This is a genomic window from Mesorhizobium sp. M0659, from assembly GCF_040320605.1.
GTDB lineage: Bacteria > Pseudomonadota > Alphaproteobacteria > Rhizobiales > Rhizobiaceae > Mesorhizobium.
This window is the reverse complement of the sequence record NZ_JAMYPY010000002.1, coordinates 389,698-411,330: the sequence shown is the minus strand read 5'-3', so window position 1 is coordinate 411,330 and position 21,633 is coordinate 389,698. Positions and strand designations below refer to the sequence as shown.

The 21,633-nt window shown below is 62.7% G+C and carries 17 protein-coding genes; 11 read left to right on the top strand and 6 right to left on the bottom strand.

The window, feature by feature from the left end; genetic code table 11:
* Positions 1–14: 14 nt before the first annotated feature.
* Positions 15–1,490 (bottom strand): pyridoxal phosphate-dependent decarboxylase family protein, encoded by a 1,476-nt coding sequence (locus NKI31_RS05095; protein ID WP_352650682.1) that lies wholly within the window; start codon positions 1,488–1,490, stop codon positions 15–17.
* 19 nt (positions 1,491–1,509) lie between these two features.
* Complete coding sequence (locus NKI31_RS05090; RefSeq protein ID WP_352650680.1) at positions 1,510–2,595, bottom strand: PLP-dependent cysteine synthase family protein; 1,086 nt, start codon at positions 2,593–2,595, stop codon at positions 1,510–1,512.
* Positions 2,596–2,797: 202 nt separating this feature from the next.
* Here NKI31_RS05090 and NKI31_RS05085 point away from each other — a divergent pair, with 202 nt between their 5' ends.
* The gene (locus NKI31_RS05085) at positions 2,798–4,828 is read left to right on the top strand and encodes a transcriptional regulator (RefSeq protein ID WP_352650678.1); all 2,031 of its coding nucleotides are present in this window, start codon (positions 2,798–2,800) and stop codon (positions 4,826–4,828) included.
* A 97-nt stretch (positions 4,829–4,925) separates the two neighbouring features.
* Here NKI31_RS05085 and choV read toward each other — a convergent pair whose 3' ends face one another.
* The 3 genes from choV to NKI31_RS05070 form a co-directional block, all read right to left on the bottom strand.
* Positions 4,926–6,107 (bottom strand): choline ABC transporter ATP-binding protein, encoded by a 1,182-nt coding sequence (choV, locus tag NKI31_RS05080; protein ID WP_023669996.1) that lies wholly within the window; start codon positions 6,105–6,107, stop codon positions 4,926–4,928.
* Positions 6,104–6,958 carry a choline ABC transporter permease subunit gene (choW, locus tag NKI31_RS05075; protein WP_023669995.1) on the bottom strand — a complete coding sequence of 285 codons (855 nt, stop codon included), beginning with the start codon at positions 6,956–6,958 and terminating at the stop codon, positions 6,104–6,106. The genes choV and choW overlap by 4 nt, the downstream gene beginning before the upstream one ends.
* A gap of 137 nt (positions 6,959–7,095) precedes the next feature.
* The gene (locus NKI31_RS05070) at positions 7,096–8,031 is read right to left on the bottom strand and encodes a choline ABC transporter substrate-binding protein (RefSeq protein WP_352650676.1); all 936 of its coding nucleotides are present in this window, start codon (positions 8,029–8,031) and stop codon (positions 7,096–7,098) included.
* A gap of 237 nt (positions 8,032–8,268) precedes the next feature.
* On the opposite strand from NKI31_RS05070, the gene NKI31_RS05065 reads away from it, so the two are divergent.
* From NKI31_RS05065 to NKI31_RS05025, 9 genes are all read left to right on the top strand, one after another.
* A complete protein-coding gene (locus NKI31_RS05065; protein WP_023669993.1) occupies positions 8,269–8,880 on the top strand; it encodes a thymidine kinase in 612 nt (203 codons plus the stop codon).
* Positions 8,881–8,894: 14 nt separating this feature from the next.
* Positions 8,895–10,052, top strand: coding sequence for a glycosyltransferase (locus NKI31_RS05060; RefSeq protein WP_352650675.1), 1,158 nt, complete (start codon positions 8,895–8,897; stop codon positions 10,050–10,052).
* 85 nt (positions 10,053–10,137) lie between these two features.
* Complete coding sequence (locus NKI31_RS05055; protein WP_023737794.1) at positions 10,138–10,521, top strand: c-type cytochrome; 384 nt, start codon at positions 10,138–10,140, stop codon at positions 10,519–10,521.
* Between the two features lie 299 nt (positions 10,522–10,820).
* On the top strand, positions 10,821–11,909 hold the full coding sequence (locus NKI31_RS05050; protein WP_023669990.1) for a hypothetical protein: 1,089 nt from the start codon (positions 10,821–10,823) through the stop codon (positions 11,907–11,909).
* A 27-nt stretch (positions 11,910–11,936) separates the two neighbouring features.
* Positions 11,937–13,082, top strand: a complete 1,146-nt coding sequence (locus tag NKI31_RS05045; protein ID WP_023751264.1) for a hypothetical protein — start codon at positions 11,937–11,939, stop codon at positions 13,080–13,082.
* Positions 13,083–13,106: 24 nt separating this feature from the next.
* Complete coding sequence (locus NKI31_RS05040; protein ID WP_023695821.1) at positions 13,107–15,017, top strand: ATP-binding protein; 1,911 nt, start codon at positions 13,107–13,109, stop codon at positions 15,015–15,017.
* A gap of 333 nt (positions 15,018–15,350) precedes the next feature.
* A complete protein-coding gene (locus tag NKI31_RS05035; protein WP_023683664.1) occupies positions 15,351–16,655 on the top strand; it encodes a DUF6638 family protein in 1,305 nt (434 codons plus the stop codon).
* 16 nt (positions 16,656–16,671) lie between these two features.
* Entirely contained in the window at positions 16,672–17,796 is a 1,125-nt protein-coding gene (locus tag NKI31_RS05030; protein ID WP_023705931.1) for a DUF2333 family protein, read from the top strand.
* A 312-nt stretch (positions 17,797–18,108) separates the two neighbouring features.
* Positions 18,109–19,788: a formate--tetrahydrofolate ligase gene (locus NKI31_RS05025; RefSeq protein ID WP_023683662.1), complete on the top strand. Its 1,680-nt coding sequence runs from the start codon at positions 18,109–18,111 to the stop codon at positions 19,786–19,788.
* A 73-nt stretch (positions 19,789–19,861) separates the two neighbouring features.
* On the opposite strand, the gene NKI31_RS05020 is transcribed toward NKI31_RS05025, so the two are convergent.
* Positions 19,862–20,497, bottom strand: coding sequence for a cysteine hydrolase family protein (locus NKI31_RS05020; RefSeq protein WP_023683661.1), 636 nt, complete (start codon positions 20,495–20,497; stop codon positions 19,862–19,864).
* Positions 20,498–20,625: 128 nt separating this feature from the next.
* Between NKI31_RS05020 and NKI31_RS05015 the strand changes: the two genes are divergently transcribed.
* Complete coding sequence (locus NKI31_RS05015) at positions 20,626–21,621, top strand: helix-turn-helix domain-containing protein (RefSeq protein ID WP_352650671.1); 996 nt, start codon at positions 20,626–20,628, stop codon at positions 21,619–21,621.
* The last annotated feature ends 12 nt before the right edge of the window (positions 21,622–21,633 follow it).

Here is a 21,633-nt window from a genome sequence, read left to right as displayed (position 1 = left end):
TACCCCATGGCCGGTCAGGCAGAAGCGATCTCGTTGCCCAGGCGGACCGTTTCGGCGACGAGAAGGTCGAGATCCTCGCGCCGGGTCCGGTGGTTGTTGATCGCCACCCTGAGGCAATGCCGGCCTTGCACCGTGGTATCGGAAATGGCGGCGGTTCCGTCTTCCTGCAGCCTCAGCATGATCTCGGTGTTGAGCGCTTTCGCGCGCTCGCCATCGAGACCATCCGCGCGATAGCGGAAGCAGACGATGTTGATGCTGGTCGGCGCCGTCAGTTCGAGCGCTAGTTCGGCCGCGATCAGCCCTGAGAGATACTGCCCCTGCGCAATGTTCTGGTCGATCAGGCGGCCGAATTTTTCGACGCCGTGTTCTCGCAACGCCATCCACACTTTGAGTGCCTTGAAGCCACGTGTCGTCTGCAGGCCATAGTCGTGCAGCCATTGGCCGGAGGCCAACCCGCGCGGTGTCGATTCCAGATATTCCGGCGTCACCGCGAAGGTCTTGCGATGCGCCGAGGCATCCCTGACCAACGCGCAGCCTGCCTCGAACGGCGCATGCAGCCATTTGTGCGGATCGAGCGCGATGGAATCGGCCCATTCGATGCCGGCGACGCGATACGCATTCTCGGGCGCGATCGCGATCAGCGCGCCGATGCAGCCGTCGACATGGAACCAGAGGTCCTCCTCATGCGCCAGCTTGGCCAGCGCCTGCAGATCGTCGATGGCGCCGGTGTTGACAGTGCCGGCATTGCCGATGATGCAGGCCGGCTTGAACCCGGCCGCGCGATCTTCCGATATCGCCGCCCGCAAAGCTTCGATGTCGATGCGAAGTCCGGCGTCGCTGGCAATGCGCCGCAGCGCCTTGTTGCCGAGGCCGAGCGCTTCCATCCCCTTGCGGTGACAGGAATGGACCTGGTCCGAGCCATAGAAACGCAACGGCTTTTCGATGGCGGCAACGCCGTGCTCGCGCACGTCGATGCCGGCCTTGGTGTTGCGCGCCACGGTCAGCCCGATGATGTTGGCCATCGAACCGCCGCTGACCAGCGTGCCGCTGGCCGAAGCCGGCATGCCGGTCATCTGCTTGCACCAGTCGACCACCTGGCCGTCCATCAGGGCGGCGGCATGATTGCCGCCTCCGAGATTGGAGCCCTGGATTGCCGCCAGGAAATCGCCGATCGCGCCGGTAAAATTGCTCGACCCCATATACCAGGACCAGAAGCGCGGATGGATGTTGCCCATCGGATAGGGCATCACCTTGTCCACGACATCGCCATAGATCTCGACAAGCAGCGTTGGCGATTGCGGCAGAGACGCGGTGAAGAAGTCCCTCACATCGCCAGGCATCTCCTGCCACACCGGCCGTTGCCTGACATCGCGCAGGTAAGCGACGGCATCGTCAACGATCCGATGCGACAGGCTTTGCACACCGGCCCAGTCCGAGGGGTCAAGCGTTTCCTCGGTACTGGCAGCCGAGTGTCCAGGCATCGCGTCCATGCAGATTGCTCCCGCGTCATCATGCCGGGAACTGGCAGCCGGGCGTGGAGCGCGACAGAGCGAGCTCTTCCGCATTCATCTCGGCCTCGATGGCGTCGAACAAAGGCGTGGTCATGTAGCGTTCACCGGTATCGGGAAGCATGCACAGGATCACCGATCCGGCCGGCGCCGTGCCGGCGATCTGGCGCGCCACGGCAAAAGCCGAACCGCCGGAGATGCCGGTGAAGATGCCTTCCTGCTGCGCCAGCGCCTTGGCCCATTTCATGCCCTCCGGCCCGGCGATCGGCATCACCTCGTCATAGAAGTTGCCATCGATGGCCTCCTGCAGGACGCTGGGAATGAAATCCGGCGTCCAGCCCTGGATCGGGTGCGGTTCGAAAGCCGGATGGCTGGCGGCCGGCGCTCCGCCGGCGCCACGCATCTGCGGCTTGCCGCTGCCGACAAGCTGCGCATTAACCGGTTCGGTGAGCACGATCCGAGTCTCAGGCCGCTCGCGGCGCAGCACCCGCGCCACGCCGGCGACGGTGCCGCCGGTGCCGTAGCCGGTGACGAAATAGTCGAGCCGCGAGCCGGCGAAATCGTTGACGATCTCGCGTCCCGTGGTTGCTTCATGGATGTCGGCGTTGGCCTTGGTCTCGAACTGGCGGGCCAGGAACCAGCCATTGGCTTCGGCCAGTTCCACCGCCTTCTTGTACATGCCGAAGCCTTTCTCGGCGCGCGGCGTCAGCACCACCTTGGCGCCCAGCACCCGCATCAGCTTGCGGCGCTCGACCGAGAAACTGTCGGCCATCGTCACCACCAGCTTGTAGCCCTTCTGCGCACAGACCATGGCAAGACCGATGCCCGTGTTGCCGCTGGTCGCCTCGACGATGGTCTGTCCCGGCTTGAGCGCGCCGGTGCGTTCACCTTCCTCGATGATGTTGAGCGCCAGCCGGTCCTTCACCGACGCCGCCGGATTGAAGAACTCGGCCTTGACGTAGATGGTGGCGTGCGCCGGTCCGAGATTATTGACGCGGATGACCGGCGTGTCGCCGATGGTGTCGAGGATGCTGTCGAACAGGCGGCCGCGGCCGGCCGTGGTTCTGATTTTCTGCTGATGCAACATGGTAGACTCCTGGTTCTTGCTCACGGGCCGGTTACACACCGGCGGTTTGGGCGGCGAGATTTCGACACCTTGCCGCACTACAGGTCCTTGACGTGCGGCAGTGTGGCAAACACCACATTCGGCGCACAAATTTTGCGAGCCGGGTGCACTTTGTCGTGCTCGGTGGTAAAGCAGGGGCCGGCAGGTCAGCGTGGGAGCAGGCGTGGTATCTGGCGTGGAATCGAGCCTGGCGAGCAGCCATCAAGGTGTTGTCGTGCGCCTGTTTGGGCCGCCGACGATTGCGCGCGACGGCGTCCCGGTGGTCTTGCAGGCATCGCGCAAGCTGCGCGCGCTGCTGGCCTATCTGGCGCTGGCGCCCCATCCGGTCGGACGTGGCAAGCTCTGCGAGTTGCTGTGGGATGTTCCAAATGATCCCAGGGGTGAGCTTCGCTGGTGCCTGAGCAAGCTGCGGGCCGCGCTCGACGAACCGGGCCGCCGCAGGATCGAAACATCGGGCGATACGATCGCGCTCGACCTCGACGGCATCTCAGTCGACGTTCTGGATGTCGCGGCGGCGGCTGCCGCAGGCATCGAAACGCTCGAGCCGACGCGACTGCAGTTGCTCTCCGACCTGTTCGTCGGCGACTTCCTCGAAGGGCTGGAGATCGACCGCAGCCCTCTCTTCAACAGCTGGCTGACCGCGCAGCGCCGCCGTTTCGGTTCCTGCCAAGCTGCTATACTGGAACATTTGGTCAAGACGCTGCCGGCCGATTTCGAAGCCGTCTCCGCCCATCTCGAAAAATGGCTGGAACTGACCCCGTTCGACAGCAGCGCCCATGTCGCACTCCTGGTGAGGCTGGCGCGGCGCGGCCAGTTCGGCGCCTGCGAAGACCATCTTGCCGCTGCGGCGCAGTTGTTCCAGTCGGAAGATCTGGATTTCGGCCCGGTGCGCGAGGCGTGGCTGTCCATCCGCAGCGAACGGCCCTGCGCGATTTTGCCGGCACAACCGGCAGCTCCGCCCGGGCCGAACCAGGCGTCAGTCATGCTTGCCGGTTCAGAAGCCGCGACGCCGCACAAGGCTTCGCTGGCCGTGATGCCATTTGCCGAAGACGCCGGTAGCGGCGTTCGTGGCGGGCTGGCCGATGGCTTGACCCACGACATCATTACCCGCCTCGCCAAGCTCAGGGACTTCTTTGTCATCGCCCGGGGCTCGGTCTTTGCCCTGGCGGAAAGGAACATCGCGCCGGAAGATGCCGGCCGAAGGCTGAATGTCGACTATGTCGCCACCGGCACGGTGCGCAGCGCAACGGGTCGCCTGATCGTCACTGTCGAGCTTGTCGAGGTTCGCACGGCCAGGATCGTCTGGGCCGAGACCTTCGAGCGCAAGGCCGAGGACATCTTCATTGTCCTCGACGATATCGGCAACAGCATCGTGGCCTCTATCTCATCCGAGATAGAGATGGTCGAGCGCAACCGCGCCATGCTGAAGGCGCCCAATTCGCTCAATGCCTGGGAGGCCTACCATCGAGGACTCTGGCATATGTATCGCTTCACCCGCAGCGAAAACGAGCAGGCCAGGCATTTCTTCGGCATCGCACTGCAGCAGGATCCGACCTTTACCCGCGCCTATGCCGGCCTGTCCTTCACCCATTGGCAGAGCGCCTTCCAGCGCTGGGGCGACCGCGACCAGGACAGCGCGCTTGCCTTTGAGGCGGCCGGCCAGAGCGTTTTGGTCGACGATCATAATCCCGCCGCGCACTGGGCGATGGGCCGGGCGCTGTGGCTGCGCGGCGAGGGTGACGCGTCCGTGCTCGAACTGCAAAGAGCCGTCGACCTCAGCCCGAACTTCGCGCTTGGCCACTATGCGCTGTCCTTCGTGCATTCGCAGTCGGGCGACCCGCACGCGGCGATCGGATCGTCGGATCATTCGCGCCATCTGTCGCCGTTCGACCCGATGCTGTTCGGCATGCTGGGCGCACGCGCCATGGCGCATGTCCGCCTCGGCCAGTTCGACGAGGCAGCCGAATGGGCGCTGAAAGCGGCTGCCCGCCCCAACGCCCATGTCATCATCCTGTCGATCGCCGCTCACTGCCTGGCGCTGGCGGGGCGACTGGACGAGGCGAAAACTTTCGCCGCCGCCATCCGCAAGACGCTTCCGGACTACCGTGCGGACGACTTCATCCACACCTTCCGCTTCGACCGGGATGCCACAGCCCTGTTCAAGCTCGGCGCCACGCGCATCGGTCTGGCTTAGAGCATGATCCCAAAAAGTGGGTACCGGTTTTTGGAAAAGATCATGCTCCAACAAAGGGTTAGATCATGATGAGATTTCAACCAAATCTCATCATGATCTAGCGCCGCAACACCGCGCTCAGCACATCGCGTATCCCGATCGCGCCGACAAAGCGCGACTGGTCGTCGAACAGCGCCACGGGTGCCGTCTGCGAGCGGTGCATGGCCAGCATCACCGTCTTCAGCGAGGTCCCGGGGTTGGCCCAGAACACTTGCGCCGTCTCCTCCGGCTGCGCCTCGACATCGGCGCATGAAACCCATACCGCCGGTTTGCCGTCGCGTTCCGCCGCCGCCACCAGCCCGTGCTCGTCGATCTTGAAGCGCGTCGTCTTGCGCCGGTCGAGCCACACCCAGCCATTATCGCCGTGCTCGAGGTCGCGGCTGTCGCGCATGACGTTCCAGGCGGTCAGCACCGACAACGGATTCACATTGGCGATGAAGTCACGGACATAGTCATTGGCGGGCTTGAGCACGATGTCTTCCGGCGCCCCGGTCTGCACGATGCGACCGCCCTCCATGATGGTGATGTGGGTGCCGATCTTCAGCGCCTCTTCCAGATCATGGCTGACGAAGATGATGGTCTTCTTCAGCTCCGCCTGCAGCTGCAGCAATTCGTCCTGCAGCTTGGTGCGGATCAGCGGATCGAGCGCCGAGAACGGCTCGTCCATCAGCAGGATCGGCGCCTCGGTGGCGAAGGCACGGGCCAGGCCGACGCGCTGCTGCATGCCGCCGGACAGCTCATGCGCGTATTTCTTCGACCACTGGTCGAGATTGACCAGTTTCAGCTGGCGTTGCACGCGCTCCTTGCGCTCTTGCTCCGGCACGCCGGCGAGTTCGAGGCCGAGGCCGACATTCTCCTCCACCGTACGCCAAGGCAGCAGGCCGAACTGCTGGAACACCATCGCCACCTGCTTCTGGCGCAGCCGCCGCAGCGTCGCCTGATCGCAGGTCACGACATCGACGATATTGTCGCCGTCCTTGACCAGCACCTGGCCGCGCGACACCACATTCAGCCGGTTGACTGCCCGCAACAGCGTCGACTTGCCCGAGCCGGACAGGCCCATCAGCACCGAGATTTCGCCCTCATGGACGGTCAGGCTGGCGCCGGCGCAACCCAGCACATTGCCGGTCTTTTCGAGGATTTCGGCGCGCGTGGCGCCGCCATCGATCAGCGCCAGCGAACCGGCCTGGTCGGACCCGAAGACGATATCGACATTTTTGAAATCGACGGCGACGGTCATTTCTTGCCTCCAACGCCGATACGCGTCATTCGGTCGAGCACGATGGCGAGTACGACAATCGCCAGGCCCGCCTCGAGCCCGAGATCGATGCGGCGCGAGCCGAGCGCGCGGTTGATTTCAGTGCCGAGGCCGCCGGCGCCGATCAGTGCTGCAAACACCACCATCGAAAGCGACAGCATGATCGATTGCGTCAGCCCGGCCATGATGGTCGGCAAGGCCGAGGGCAGCTCGACCTTCCAAAGCAATTGCTGTTTGGTGGCGCCGAACGCCTCGCCTGCCTCGATGATCGACTTCGGCACCGAGACGACGCCGAGATGGGTGAGCCGGACCGCAGTCGGGATGACGAAGATGATGGTGACGATGAGGCCGGGCGCGTTGCCGAGACCGAACAGGGTCAGGACCGGGATCAGGTAGACGAAGGTCGGCAGCGTCTGCATCAAGTCGAGCACCGGCAGCATGATGCGGTAGACCTTCGGCTTGTGCGCGGCCCAGATGCCGAGCGGCACGCCGATGGCCATCGCCATGGCGGCGGCCGCCACGACCAGCACCAGCGTCTGCACCGTCTGCTTCCAGAGGTTCTGGTTGATGATGAAGATCAGGCCGAGAAAGACGCCTATGGCCAACGGGCGCGAGCGCTGCAGCAGCCAGGCGATGATGGCGATGATCAGCGCCAGCAGCACCGGCGGCACCATCAAAAGGATGCCAACCAGCCCGTCGAGCAGGAAATTGAGGCCGTTCGAAAAAGCCCTGAACACAGTGTCGAAATTGTCGGTGAGGAAACCGAAGAACGCCTTTCCCCAGGCGCCGATCGGTATTTTGTGATCGACCATGAATTTCGAAATCGGATCCATATCGCCCCTCTCATGCGAGAGACCGCCTGCTTCCGGCCTCCGCTGTCGTTAGGTCATCTTCTCACAGGATATGAAAAAGGGCAGCCCTTTCTAGATTGGCTGCCCTTCCTGGTTCGGCTTTGCCGAATTCAGTCGGCTCAGCTTCCGAGCGCGGTCTTGACCGCCGCTGCCGCATCGCCGCCATCGAAGGTGGTGACGCCGGCAATCCACGGCGCAATCGCGTCAGGGTGCTTCTTCAGCCAGTCGGCTGCGACCGTGTTGGCGTCGCCCCCCTTCAGGATCGCGTCCATCATCTCGCCTTCCATGTCCAGGTTGAACTTCAGGTTGGCGATGAACTTGCCGGCATTCGGGCATTCGGTGGTGTAGCCCTTGCGCACATTGGTGTAGACGGTGGCGGCGCCGAAGCCGCTGTCGCCCATGCCGTCGAGATAGGTGAGCTTCATGGCGCCCATCACCGGATGCGGCGTCCAGCCGAGGAACGCGATCCACTCATTGTTCTTGATCGACTGCTCGGCCTGCGTCAGCATGCCGGCTTCCGAGGACTCGACCAGCTCGAAGCCTTCGAGATTGTCCTTCGGGTTCTTGATCATGTCGAGGATGATGCGGTTGCCGTCATTGCCCGCCTCGATGCCATAGATTTTGCCGTTGAACTTGTCCTTGAACTTGCCGATGTCGGTCAGCGACTTGACGCCGGCCTCCGCGACATAGGTCGGTACGACGATGCCGTAGCCGGCGCCGGTCAGGTTGGTGCCGATCGTCTCGACCGACCCATCGGCGGTGTAGTCCTTGATCTCGTTGGTCATCGACGGCATCCAGTTGCCGAGGAAGACGTCGAGATCCTTGTTTTTCAGCGACGCCATGGTCACCGGCACCGACAGCTGGATCGTCTGCGGCTCGTAACCGAGCGCGGTGAGCAGCACCGAAGCGACGCCGGTGGTTGCCTGGATGTCGGTCCAGCCGACATCGGAAAGGCGCACCGCCTTGCAGCTCTCCGGATCGCCGGCAAGTGCAGCGCTCGTGGACAGAAAAGTCGCCAGGCCGAGGCCGGCGACGAAGGTGTTCATACGCGACATTGGCAGTCTCCCATTGTGATTCTTTGGCGAAGCGTAGTTACGGTTTCTCTGCCCGCCTTGTTTCGTCAGCCAAACACCATTCTGGTGTGGTTTCAAGCGCTAAGACAATCACGATCAACGGCGCGGACTGGCCAAACAGCGACACGCCCGCCGCTTTTTCAATTGCAGATGGCTTTTCCCATGAAATGCAGCGGTGCCCTCTCCCCGCGCCGCGCCAACTCGGCTTAAAAGGACGGCATGGCCAAGCTCTACTTCCACTATGCGACGATGAATGCCGGCAAAACGACAATGCTGCTGCAGGCGTCCTACAATTATCGCGAACGCGGTATGACGACGATGCTGTTCGTCGCCGGCCACTACAGAAAGGGCGATACCGGGCTGATCTCGTCGCGCATCGGCCTGGAGACGGAGGCCGAGATGTTCCGCGACGGCGACGATCTCTACGCTCGCGTCGCCGAGCATCACGAACATACGACGGTGCATTGCATCTTTGTCGACGAGGCGCAATTTCTCGAGGAAGAGCAGGTCTGGCAGCTCGCCCGTATCGCCGACCGGCTGAACATCCCGGTGATGTGCTACGGCCTGCGCACCGACTTCCAGGGCAATCTGTTTTCCGGTTCGCGAGCGCTTCTGGCCATCGCCGACGATCTGCGCGAAGTGCGCACCATCTGCCGCTGCGGCCGCAAGGCGACGATGGTCGTGCGTCTCGGCGCTGACGGCAAGGTGGCCAGACAAGGCGAACAGGTGGCGATCGGCAAGGACGTCTATGTCTCGCTCTGCCGCCGCCACTGGGAAGAGGAAATGGGCCGCGCCGCGCCCGACGATTTCATTGGCTTCACCAGAGGCTGAACGGCCGGGACAACATGAAAATTCTGCAGTTCACAGTTGATTGCCCGTTTCCGCCGGTCTCCGGCGGAGAGATCCGGAACGCCGCCAATGCACGCGCTTTGGCATCGATGGGCGAGGTCCTGACGGTAAGCCTGACTGGCGCCCCGGCGCCCTCCACACCGCCGAACATCCGTCACCGGATCATTGAGGCAGCGCGCGGCAGGGCGCCCTGGGGCAGGCGCGGCCCGCACCCGACCGTGCATATGATGCCGGACGACGAGCTGGCCGAGGCCGACGCCATCTGGAGGGAATTCGCGCCCGATCTCGTGGTAATCGAGGAGATCGTGCTTTCGCAGCTGCTGACGCTGGCGCCGAAGCATCGCGCGCGCACCGTCCTTGACCAGCACAACATTGATTCCCGGACGGTGTCCGACCGGATCGCCGGCCTGACGCTGTGGCAGCAAATTCGAGACTGGCGCCAAAACAGGCGAAGGAAGGCAGAGGCGCGCGAAGCCGACAGGTGTGCGGCTGCCCTGGCCGACCAGGTCTGGGTTTGTTCGCGGGCCGACGAAGCGCTTCTGTCCGCTCTCGGCCCCGTCAACGACGTCAGGCTCGTCGCCAACCCCATTCTGCCAATTTCTGCCGAGCGCTTCAGTGAGCTCAGCCTGTGCTTCATCGGGCATCTCGGCTATTTCCCCAACATCGACGCCGTCAAGCAGATCGGCCGCGCGATGGCGCCGTGCCTCGCCGCCTCCGGCCGGCCCTGGTCGATCACCGTCGCCGGCAGAAACCCGCGCGATGTCGTGCGCGGTCTATGCACCAGGCATGGTCTGCGGTTGATCGAGAACCCACCGCATCTGCCGGAATTGCTTGGGCGTGCCGGCTATGCGCCGATCCCGCTGCGCTTCGGCGGCGGAACCCGCATCAAGGTGCTGGAGGCGATGGCGGCGGGCCTTGTCGTCGCCGCCACCGAAAAGGCCGTCGAAGGGCTTGGGCTGCAGGCGGGCAGGCATTTCCTGTCCAGCGACGATGCCGGCAAGTTGGCATCGAAAATCATCGATCTCGCGACACGCCCGCAAGCGGCCGCCGAGATGGCGGAGATCGGCCGCGCTTTCGTGCGCGATAACCATTCGTCGGCGGCGATTGAAAAGCAGGTCAAGCAGGCGGTTGCGGCGATCCCGCGCACGGATTGAGCCGGTCCGCTATCCAGCCGCCATACTGCGTTTGTTAAGGCCTGCAGCCTATTTTGCCCTCAGCCAGAGCCAGCCGGGAACCGCCATGCTTCGAGCCATTTCATCAGCCCTTGTCATTTACTTGGCCGGTATCCTCGCCGCGCAGGCCGACGGCGATGCAGCACTTGGCAAGAAAGTGTTCTACCGCTGCATGGCCTGCCACGAGGCGGCAAGCGACCGCGACAAGGTCGGCCCGCATCTCCTCGGTATCGTCGGCCGCACCGCCGGCACCGCCCAGAATTTCAACTATTCGCAGGCCATGAAGGACGCCGGCGCGGCCGGCCTCGTCTGGGACGAAGCCAACCTCAAAGCCTATCTTGGCGCTCCCAAGCTGAAAGTACCCGGCAACAGGATGGGCTTCTCCGGCCTGAGCAGCGACGAGGACATCGCCAACGTCATCGCCTATCTGAAGGCCGATCCGAAGCCTTGAACGGGCGCGATGCGTAGCGTGATCTCGCGCTTGCAACTCATTGGGCCCTCTATCGAATTCGGACACCTACACTGTCCGAGATCGACTGCTTCGCAGACGCCAAAGTTCAATGACGGTTGAACAATACTTGGCCGGCTGGTTAATCACGCCATGACCCCGCCTTCATTGCCTTTCAAGACGACCGCGTATGTTTTTGTTTTCGGGGCGGGTCTTGTCTTGCGTCTTTCAATCCCCTGATACCCCACATATATTCGCCGCTGTTCGCAGCCAGCGACCGGAAGCCGAAGCGGGAGGCCCCTATGGCGACATTGCAGAATTTCGATGCCGAAATTGCCAAGACCAGGCAGGTCGTGCAGGACATGCGCTCCAAGATCGAGCAGTCGGGCACGGTGCTTGATACGCTGGCCACCGCCGACAAGAAGATCGGCGACGCCAATTTCGACATCGAGAATGCCCGCATCGAGGACGTGCTGAAGCAGCAGAAGGTGATGGAAGGCAACATTGCCGACCTGATCATCGGGCTGGAAGACGCCACCAACGTCTTCGGCACCGAATTCGAGAGCATGAAGAACTACACCGGCTGGGAAAGCTTCGTCGGCGTCTTCTCGGCGCAACGCAAGCAGCGCATGCGCACCGACCGCGTCCGCAACATGTCGCTGGCCGGCAATCTGCAGGAGCTTCTGGTCAAGTCCGACACCATCGTCGGCATCCTGAAAGCGCAGAAAGAGGTCCTCGACCAGCGCTACAAGACCTCGGAAAACAGCCTGTCGCAGGTGATCGAGCGCCGCAAGGTCACCATGACCAACCTCGAGGCGGTGCAGAAGCGCATCGAGGAGGTCAATCCGCTGCTGCTCGACATCGAAAACAAGATCGCCGCTTCTACCAGTCAGAAGGAGCGCACGCAGCTTGAGGGCGAGCGCTCGAAACTGGCGACCGAATACAATGAAAAGCAAGCCAAGGAGCAGGAGCTTCTGGCCGAGAGCCAGACGCTGGAACGCTACACCTCGATGTTCCAGACCTTCGTCGATTCGCTCAACAATCAGATCGCAGCGCAGTCGACGCTGATCAACAAGCTGACCATCGATACCGAGCAGCGCATCGTGCTCTACAAGGCACTGGAAGATTCCTTGAAGACCGCCGCCCAGCAGGATGTCGCCCACAAGATCAACACGCTGGGCAGCCAGGTTGACAACACCGCCGAAGAGACCATGGCCGGCATTGGCGCCGCCTCGCAAAAGCACATCGGCGATCTCCTCGAAATGCACGAGAAGAACATGGTCGCCAGCTCCGACATCCAGCGCCGCAAGAAGCTCGCCGACGACGCCTTCGCCCGCCGTTTCGACGACGTGATGAAGAAGCACAATTCGGCCAACTACGTGCAGTCGTAAGGAGCGGCTGCACGCGGGCACACCGGCATGACTCCCGAAAACGAAGCGGCGGCGCGCTATTTTTCCGCCATCACGGCGGCACTCAGCGGCCTCGAAGTGTTCATGCGCGACGACCGCTCGCCGCTTTACCGGCACGGCATCGTCGCCAAGATTGTCGCCGAATACATTGCCCGGCTGGACAAATCGTTTTCCTGCTGGCGCAACCGGCTCGGCTTCATGGACACGTTCCGCATTTCGCGCGCCGACAGCGGCTATCCCGTCTTCCAGAACCTGCTCGAACTGGAAAACGACCGCCGCCAGGCCGAGGCGCGGCTGGCCAACATTCCGCTGGCCGGCGAATTGCGCGAGGAAATGGCCGACTTCATCCTGCGCCACAAGGAATTCCCCGAAGCGCTGCAGAAGTCGATGGCCGAGCGGCTCTATCTCGAGGACGTCAAGAGCGAACAGACTTTTGGCCCGTTCTCGCTGGCGCAGACGGCCAAGGTCTCGGTCAATCCAAAGACCGGGCGCCCCTATTACCTCGTGCACTGGGCGAGCTTCGACGGCAGCGCCAACCTGCCGCTGGTCTACATGGTGACGGTGGAGGATTCCTCCGAAAGCATGATCCGGCAGCTCGTTGACAGCAGCGGCAAGCTCAATGAACGGGTCGACATCCCGCTGCCGGTGGACGGCCTGCTCAACCCCGAACTCGCCCATCGCTTCGACGATTTCACCGAGAAGAATTCCGCCTACACGCTTTCGCCCGCAACGATTGCGGTCAATCTCGACAAGGATTTCGAGCCGCTGCACCCTAAGCAGCTGCGCCGCGTCGTGCTCGGCCCCTTTTATTCCGCAGGCATTACGGACAACAATTCGACCGTGACCGAGGTGCTGGCCAAGGTGCGCAAACCGGAAAATGCCTGGCTGCTCACCTGGACCATCCAGGAGGTCTACTCCAAGGGCGAGAAACCCGGCCGCAAGGGCCTGTTTTCGAGCGAGAAGACCACGCAGGAATTCTTTATCAACACCGACGATCTCGAAGCCGCGCGCCAGGGTGTGTCGAGCTACGAGAACCACGCCCTGATCTCGCACGAAGCCTATCAAGCACTCTACGCCGCCGGCGAAGCTCAAAAGATCTTTTCCGGCTACAAGGTTCACATCCTGTCAAATGGGCAGGTGATTTCAGATGTCTGACCGTCACATCGCGGAGCATCCTTCATGGACACCGGCCTGACCACCATTCCGGAAGCGGCTATCGAAAAGCACCGCGCAACCGCGCAAAGCTTCATCACTCGCGTCGTCGTGCTGGAGGATCCTTCACGCGAATCCGGCACCGCGCTTGCCGGCACCAATCGCCGCTTTGTCTCGACAGTCTCGGTCGGCTCGGTGCGCCGTACCCGCGAGGTCGAGCTTACCAAGACCGTCGCCGCGATCCATCCCGACGACCAGTTGATGAGCATCCCGCAGCACACGCTTTTGTTTCGCGCCCGCCGCGGCCTGGCGATTGCGCTCGCCATTTCCGATGTCTTCGCCGAAGGCTCCGACCTTGAAAGCCTGCAGGCCAAGAACACCCGCGCACCGCTCGAAGGCGATGAAGCCGCGACCTTCAAGAAGCTTCTGTCAGCCTCTGCTTACGTTTCGGCCTTCAGCCTTGCCTCCTATCTGTTCCAGCTGATCGACAGCGATGGCGAGGCGCCCAACGATATCCCCGAACCCGACTTCCTGTTCGACACGCCGCAGGACGCGGTGAAGTCGATCGTGGCTGGGTTGGACAAGGCGATCACCGGGTCGAAGGACGATGGCGACCTGACGACCCGGGCGCGTGCTTTCGCCCGTGTTGCCATTGACGGGCTCTTGGCCCGTAAAGGCCGCTTCGACGGCATCGGCCCGTTCGAGAACGCCCATATCCGCATCGACGCCGACGATTTCACCCTCGACGGCTTCGACGTCGCGCCCGGCAAGCGCTCCAAGCCGCTGGTGATGACCTTCAAGAAGCCGGAAGAGGTCGTCGGCAACCACATTGCCAAATACCAGTCGGTCAAGCTCGCCAAGATGCTGATGGCCTACGATTTCGAGCGCGAGTTGAACCCGTTCGTCGAACTCGGGGGCTTCCTCTTCACCTTCATCGGCGACGGCGCGCCGGGCACCGGCAAGACGACGCTGATCCAGATGATCGCCGGCCTCGTCAACAATTATTGTCAGGTTGCCGGCTATCCCTTCGCCTATGAGAATTTCGGCGTCGACCAGATCTCGTCCTACCAGGGCAAATCTGGCCAGAATTGCCGCCAGTTCATCAACAATGTCTTGAACCCACGCGTCATCGGTTTCGGCACCGTCGACGACATCGACCAGGTGGCGGCCCGCCGCTCCGACGACCGCGCCTCGGCCGGCCAACAGGAAATCACCGGCGTCTTGATGGACGCCTTTGCCGGCGCCGGCACGGTGGTGCGCGGCAATTGCTCGTTCGGCATGTTTTCCAACTATCCCGAAAATGTCGACGATGCGCTGCGCCAGCGCGCCGGGGCCCGCTGGCTGGTCGACGGCCCACAGAGCCGCGACGACTATATCGACATCTTCGTCCTGCTTGCCGGCAAGAACCACAAGATCCCACTCGGCGACCACAAGCTCTACGCCGCGCAGGAGATCCAGCGCGCGGTGACCGAAGCCTATGAGGAGCACGAGAAGCCTCAGGAAGACGGGCTGATGAAGGTCTATGAGCGCTACATGAAGGAGAATGGCGCGCCGAAATCGATGGCCGACATCGGCACTTATCTGCACCTGATCAAGGATGCCGAGCCGCGCTTCACCGGCCGAGCCATCAAGAACGTCACCGACGCCATCAAGATGCGCGCCATGGACATCGAGCTGCCCGACGACTGGTTCGAGAAGCCGGAAGTCTTCATGCACAAGGGCTACGACGAAAAGAAGGCCATGATCGAGGAACTGCGGGGGCCGTTCTCGATGGACATGGTCATGCAGGAGATCAACCGCTACGCCGACTCGGAGTTCCGCTATTCCGACAAATCCGACGACGCCGCGGTGGAGAAGCTGCTGCGCGACGCACGCCTGCGCGAACGGGCGGGGCGCGAGATGGAGGAGATGAAGAAGAAGGGGCTCTGGAATGCGTGAACTTCCTTCGCTGCCCGCGGGTGCTGAAAGGCTTGGCGCTAACGCTGACGCCCCCCTCTCCCCGTCCTTCACGCGGCGAGGGCAAGGGTGAGGGGCGGCGCATGCGTGGACCAGAGATCGCTCCGACCCTACTGGCAGCTATCGAACAGCGCCTCGATCGGGACATCCGGACCAATGATCTTCGATTTATTGACGCCAAAGGCCATGGGGAGACATGTCCTTGAATGCTAGCGCTGCCCCTCACCCTTACCCTCTCCCCGTGAAGAACGGGGAGAGGGAGGCGTCAGCGTTGGCGCTTCGCCACAACAGGCAACGCCGCTCGGAACGTTCTGCATGAGCCACGCCAAAAAACCCGACCTTCTCCGCGACAATGAGCTGATCTACGGCCGCTTGCTCACCGTCGACGAGTCGCACCTCATCCAGCGCTACAACAAGGCGCTTGTTGCCTTCGGCCTCAAGCCCACCAAGCTGAAGAGCTTCCAGATCGACCGCACCGGCTTCTCGCCCGAAGTGGCCGAGGAATGCGGCGATTACGATTATCTCGACCCCAATGAGGTCAACCGCCGCTTCATCATCCTGACGCCTTCGCAGATCGATCTGCCGGTGGTGCACACCGCCTTTTCCAACACCTCGCAGCTGATGTTCGAGTTCATGTCCAAGAACCAGCGCGCCATCGATGCGCTGACCATCAAGGATGTCATCTACGGCGAGATCGAGGATTCCGTTCCCCTGGTCAACGACATCGAGGATCTGCTGTCGATCAGCCAGGTCGAGTTCCGGGTGCTTTCGGCCGAGGACGTGCTGGGCAAGGCCGCCGAACTCGGCAAGCTGGTCGACCGGCTGAAGCAGGAGCCCGATGCCTGGCGCGACAACACCATGCTGAGCCGTATGGTGGAGCTGGCGAAGGTCTGCGGCGATATCCGTGAGAATGCGCTGGTGCCCGACCAGGTGATCTTCCGCCACAACGCCTACTGGACCAGCCATTTCGGCGGCGTCTACGTCTTCGTCGATCCTGATATGACCACCGTCATCGGCGACCCGGCCGCCCCCGGCTTTCGCCGTTCGCGGCCCTGGCAGGTCAGCTATCTCTCGATCAACGATGCCGACAAGGTGTTCAAGTTCCTGGCCAGCACCGGCCGCATCGAATTGCCGCGCGCGTCATGGGTCGAAAGCTCGGGCTATCTCGAGCATCGCGCCGAGATGGTGGTGCGCTCTCTCATCCGCGACACAGAGCCGAACCGCAATTTGACCGAGGTCGACAAGGTCTGGCTGCAGACCTGGATCCATGGCCATGCCGATCTGATCACCAAGGACGGCAATTTCCCCTTTCTCAACGCCGCCAAGCGTGAGATCGCCCAGCTCGGCCATCTCAAGATCGAGGATGTGTTTCCGCAACAGCGCTTCCTGGTCGTGCGTGGCAAGCCCGACCATCCCGACGCCTGGCTGACCAACCAGCTGATCTCGGATTTCGTGCCGCAGGACTTTGTCTCGCGTTACGTCTTCAACAAGCCGGGCTTCTACAAGGACTATGACGGCTACAGCGACGCCTGGCGGTCGCATGTTGTGGACGTTCTGAAAACCACATATTTGAAAGACAAAGTGGCGTTTCGCACGCGCCTTTACGGCCTGACTGACTGAGGGGTGAACGAGAGCCATGCTTGATCCGATCGTGAATTTCTTCACCCGCATCTTCCAATGGATCGGCCGCGGCATCGGCCTCGTCATCGGCGCGATCCTGTGGCCGTTCCTCTGGGCTGGGCGCTGGTATACGCAGCGCGGCTGGATCCTGAAGGCTGTGGTCGGCCTCGCGCTTCTGGTATTGATCGGCCTCTACGCCAATTTCTTCTACGCCACCCAGTGGTGGAACAAGTTCGATCCCAACTACGTCGACAAATACACCTTCGAGAACCGCAACATTTCCGCCGGCGAACAGGTCGCCGCCGGCGCCGGCACCGACACCGCCAAGACCTGCGGCAATTCGGGCATCGCCCAGGTGGCGGCCGACCTGACGGACTTCAACGTCAACCAGAATGCCTGGATCTCGTCGATGATCCTCTACAAACTCGGCCTGTTCGGCATCGACTGGGACAACACGCCGTTCATGGACAACAAGGCCTCGTTCCAGCGCGGCATCAACCAGGCGGTGCGGCGTACCGCCACCGAGCTTGCCGACAATCTCGGCCGTGTTCGCACCACATCGCAGATCGACGGCGACCTGCAGGATGCGCGCGGCAATCTGCAGTTCGACGAGGAGACCTGGTATTTCGGCATCAACCCGTTCGGCCCCAAGACGCCGACGCCGAGCTATTATCGCGATGCCGTCACCAAGCTGCGCTCCTTCAACGCCCGCCTCGGCATCTGCCAGGCGACGTTCGATGCCCGCGCCGACAATCTGAAGCAGTATATCGACCGCATCTCCTCCGACATCGGTTCCACCTCCGCGATCCTCAAGGAGCGCGCCGAAAACCACAACAATGGTTGGTTCGACTTCCGCGCCGATGACCGCTTCTGGTTCGCCTATGGCCAGCTCTATGCCTATTACGGCCTGATGAAAGGCGCCCAGGCCGACTTCGAGGACGTCATCAAGGAAAAGCATCTCGGCAATCTGTGGGACACGATGGATGCGCAATTCGTCTCGGCGCTGCGCATCCAGCCCTTCATCATCGCCAATGGCCGCGAGGATGGCTGGATCATGCCGACGCACCTGACGACGATGGGTTTCTACGTGCTTCGCGTGCGCTCCAACATGGTCGAGATCAGCAACGTCCTGACTCAGTAGCGTCTACAGCTTTCCCGGCGAGCGATGGCGAATTTGCGCCGTCGCCTCTGTCGCATTCCGTGCATTGGGCGGCTGTTTTGAGACGGCGGAACGTCGCGTCCTCTGGCTTCTATACGGCGCGGCAACGGAGCCAGGAAGAACCGGCGACAGGTCGGCCGGCCGCGGAGACACTTTCTTCATAGGAAACATAGTTGCATGCAAGTTGACGCCGCGGGAGCGACAGGGTTAGAACATGCCCGCGCCCGGGTTCAACATGCCTGCGAGTGAGATCAAACCCGTCCCCTCCACCGTCCAATCCGAAGGAAAGCCGTCATGGCCGAAGTGAAGTCCGACATCGAGATCGCGCGCGGCGCCAAGAAAAAGCAAATCCAGGAGATCGGCGCCAAGATCGGCATCCCGACCGAGCACCTTTTGCCCTACGGCCACGACAAGGCGAAGATTTCGGCCGAATTCATCAAATCGGTGAAGGGCAACAAGGACGGCAAGCTGATCCTCGTCACCGCCATCAACCCGACGCCGGCCGGCGAAGGCAAGACGACCACCACCGTCGGCCTTGGTGACGGTCTGAACCGCATCGGCAAGAAGGCGATCGTCTGCATCCGCGAGGCTTCGCTCGGCCCGAATTTCGGCGTCAAGGGCGGTGCTGCCGGCGGCGGCTACGCGCAGGTCGTGCCGATGGAGGACATGAACCTCCACTTCACCGGCGACTTCCACGCCATCACCACGGCGCACAACCTTCTGTCAGCGCTGATCGACAACCACATCTACTGGGGCAATGAGCTCGGCATCGACACCCGCCGCGTCGCCTGGCGCCGCGTCATGGACATGAACGACCGGGCGCTGCGCGAAATCATCTGCTCGCTCGGCGGCGTCGCCAACGGTTATCCGCGCGAGGCCGGCTTCGACATCACCGTCGCCTCGGAAGTCATGGCTATCCTGTGCCTTTCCACCGACCTCAAGGATCTGGAAAAGCGCCTTGGCGACATCATCGTCGCCTACCGCCGCGACAAGACGCCGGTCTATGCCCGCGACCTCAAGGCCGACGGCGCCATGGCGGTGCTGCTGAAGGACGCCATGCAGCCAAACCTGGTGCAGACGCTGGAAAACAACCCGGCCTTCGTCCATGGCGGTCCGTTCGCCAACATCGCCCATGGCTGCAACTCGGTGGTCGCCACCACCACGGCGCTGAAGCTCGCCGACTACGTCGTCACCGAAGCCGGCTTCGGCGCCGACCTCGGAGCCGAAAAATTCTTCGACATCAAGTGCCGCAAGGCGGGTTTGAAGCCGGCGGCTGCCGTCATCGTCGCCACCGTGCGCGCCATGAAGATGAATGGCGGCGTCAAGAAGGAAGACCTCGGCAAGGAAAACATCGAGGCAGTCAAGAAGGGCTGCCTCAATCTGGGCCGCCACATCGAGAATGTGAAACAGTTCGGCGTGCCTGCGATCGTGGCGATCAATCATTTCACCACCGATACCGAGGTGGAAATCCAGGCGATGAAGGATTTCGTCGCCTCGCTCGGCGCCGAGGCGATCCTGTGCAAGCATTGGGCCAATGGCTCTGCCGGCATTGAGGAGTTGGCGCGCAAGGTCGTCGAGATCGCCGAATCCGGCGCCTCGCAGTTCGCGCCGCTCTATCCCGACGCAATGCCGCTGTTCGAGAAGATCAACACCATCGTCCAGCGCATCTATCGCGGCGACGAGGCGATCGCCGACAAGTCGGTGCGCGACCAGCTGCATGCCTGGGAGCAGGCCGGCTACGGGCACCTGCCGGTCTGCATGGCCAAGACCCAATATTCCTTCTCGACCGACCCGAACCTGCGCGGCGCGCCGACCGGGCACACCGTGCCGGTACGCGAGGTCAGGCTTTCGGCGGGCGCCGGCTTCGTCGTCGTCATCTGCGGTGAGGTCATGACCATGCCCGGCCTGCCCAAGGCGCCGTCCTCGGAAAAGATCTTCCTCAACGAGGCCGGCCAGATCGAAGGCCTGTTCTGAAAATTTCGAGATCGTTGCGAGATCCAAGAAGGGCGGCCACTGGCCGCCCTTTTGCTTTTCGGGCGCAGATTGCCTATGCAGCGTTGCGCGCCAGCGCGCGCTGGTTGGACGCATAAGGCGTGTCGCGTTCGGGCAAAGCACCGGTCTTCAGGCAATCGATCCATTCGGCGGTCTTGAGCACGGCCGCAAAGCGCGACTGCAGGATGATGGACACCACGCGGTGGATCTCCTCGGCCGAGGCGTAGCCGGCGCTGTTGGCGTAAGGCAGCGAACCGGTGGCGTCGGACAGGAACTCGACCGCAAAGCCGACATGCGCAGCGTGGATGATGGTCGACAGGTCGCAATTATGCGTCATGTAGCCGATCACCGTTATCGTATCGATGGTATTGGCGCGCAGCCACGCCTCGAGGTCGGTGCCGGCAAAGGCGCTAGGCAGTGACTTCTCGACATAGTGGTCGCGGCTTCGCCGGGCGATCTCGGGATGCAGTTCGCCGCCATGGCTGCCCTTGGCGAAGACTGGCGAGGTCTCGGGCGCCATCTGCTTGACGACCACCACCTTCACGCCGGCCGCAGCGGCGGCATCCATGGCGCGCGCGACATTGACGACGCTGTCGCGGAACGGCGGATACTGGATGGCGAGGTTGCCGCCGTCATAGTCGTTCTGGACATCGATGACGATGAGCGCGCGGCGCGGGGTGTTGGCGGACATGGTGTTTTCCTCTCAGGCTTGAATGGGACGGGCCGAAACTAGCCGGATCGCCCTGTTGCCAAAAGTGTCCCGATTGACATCATTCGAAAGAATTGGGACAATTGTCCCTTCCTTGCTGGATACTTCTCATGACCGATCCGATCATTGCCGTTCTCGCCTTTGACGGCATCAGCCCGTTCCACCTCTCCGTGCCGTGCGTGGTGTTCGGCACCGACCGCACCAAGCTTGGCCTGCCGCGTTTCGACTTTCGCGTCTGCGCACTCGACGATGGAGCGATCCACACCGATGCCGGGCTGACCATCGCGGTGCCGTATGGCCTTTCCGCATTCGACGATGCCGACATCGTCATCATTCCGAGCTGGAAGGATCTCGAGGCCCCACTTCCGCCGCCGCTCCTGGCAGCGCTCACCCACGCGCACGGGCGCGGTGCGGTGATCGTCGGCCTCTGTCTCGGCACCTTCGCCATTGCCGCCGCCGGGCTGCTTGCGGGCCGGCGTGCGACGACACATTGGGCCTCCACCGACCGGCTGCAGACATTATACCCGGACATCGAAGTCGACGCCGACGTGCTCTATGTCGACGACGGCGACATCGTCACCTCGGCCGGCGTCGCCGCCGGGCTCGATTGCTGCCTGCACATTGTGCGCGCCCGCTATGGCGCAGAGGTAGCGCTGCGCCTGGCCAGGCACATCGTGCTGTCGCCGCACCGGCAGGGTGGGCAAGCGCAGTTCATCGAGCGCCCGCTGGCGAAAACCCCAGCCACCGACCGCTTCACCCTGGCGCTCGACACGGTGCGGGCAACGCTCGGACAAACCCACAACCTCGACCGCGTCGCCGAGGCCGCCGGCTTGAGCCGGCGCACGTTCACCCGCCGTTTCCAGAAATCGATGGGCACCAGCTTTGGCGAGTGGCTGGCCGGCCAGCGCATCGAACTGGCGCAACGGCTGCTGGAGGCGACCGAGAAATCGATGGACATGGTGGCTTTCGAGGCCGGCTTCGGCAGCGCCACCTCGCTGCGCCAACATTTTGCCGCACGGCTCAAGACGTCACCGGCCCAATACCGGCGTGAATTCTCGCGGCGAGCCGGTCCGGACGAGCGCATGGCACGCACGGCTTCACGCTGACCGCCCACGAAG

What these genes read in the sequence shown, in the direction of transcription:
- NKI31_RS05095 (WP_352650682.1), bottom strand. Translation starts at nt 1,490, where the DNA reads ATGGACGCGATGCCTGGACACTCGGCTGCCAGTACCGAGGAAACGCTT.
- NKI31_RS05090 (WP_352650680.1), bottom strand. Translation starts at nt 2,595, where the DNA reads ATGTTGCATCAGCAGAAAATCAGAACCACGGCCGGCCGCGGCCGCCTG.
- choV (WP_023669996.1), bottom strand. Translation starts at nt 6,107, where the DNA reads ATGACCGTCGCCGTCGATTTCAAAAATGTCGATATCGTCTTCGGGTCC.
- choW (WP_023669995.1), bottom strand. Translation starts at nt 6,958, where the DNA reads ATGGATCCGATTTCGAAATTCATGGTCGATCACAAAATACCGATCGGC.
- NKI31_RS05070 (WP_352650676.1), bottom strand. Translation starts at nt 8,031, where the DNA reads ATGTCGCGTATGAACACCTTCGTCGCCGGCCTCGGCCTGGCGACTTTT.
- NKI31_RS05065 (WP_023669993.1), top strand. Translation starts at nt 8,269, where the DNA reads ATGGCCAAGCTCTACTTCCACTATGCGACGATGAATGCCGGCAAAACG.
- NKI31_RS05060 (WP_352650675.1), top strand. Translation starts at nt 8,895, where the DNA reads ATGAAAATTCTGCAGTTCACAGTTGATTGCCCGTTTCCGCCGGTCTCC.
- NKI31_RS05055 (WP_023737794.1), top strand. Translation starts at nt 10,138, where the DNA reads ATGCTTCGAGCCATTTCATCAGCCCTTGTCATTTACTTGGCCGGTATC.
- NKI31_RS05050 (WP_023669990.1), top strand. Translation starts at nt 10,821, where the DNA reads ATGGCGACATTGCAGAATTTCGATGCCGAAATTGCCAAGACCAGGCAG.
- NKI31_RS05045 (WP_023751264.1), top strand. Translation starts at nt 11,937, where the DNA reads ATGACTCCCGAAAACGAAGCGGCGGCGCGCTATTTTTCCGCCATCACG.
- NKI31_RS05040 (WP_023695821.1), top strand. Translation starts at nt 13,107, where the DNA reads ATGGACACCGGCCTGACCACCATTCCGGAAGCGGCTATCGAAAAGCAC.
- NKI31_RS05035 (WP_023683664.1), top strand. Translation starts at nt 15,351, where the DNA reads ATGAGCCACGCCAAAAAACCCGACCTTCTCCGCGACAATGAGCTGATC.
- NKI31_RS05030 (WP_023705931.1), top strand. Translation starts at nt 16,672, where the DNA reads ATGCTTGATCCGATCGTGAATTTCTTCACCCGCATCTTCCAATGGATC.
- NKI31_RS05025 (WP_023683662.1), top strand. Translation starts at nt 18,109, where the DNA reads ATGGCCGAAGTGAAGTCCGACATCGAGATCGCGCGCGGCGCCAAGAAA.
- NKI31_RS05020 (WP_023683661.1), bottom strand. Translation starts at nt 20,497, where the DNA reads ATGTCCGCCAACACCCCGCGCCGCGCGCTCATCGTCATCGATGTCCAG.
- NKI31_RS05015 (WP_352650671.1), top strand. Translation starts at nt 20,626, where the DNA reads ATGACCGATCCGATCATTGCCGTTCTCGCCTTTGACGGCATCAGCCCG.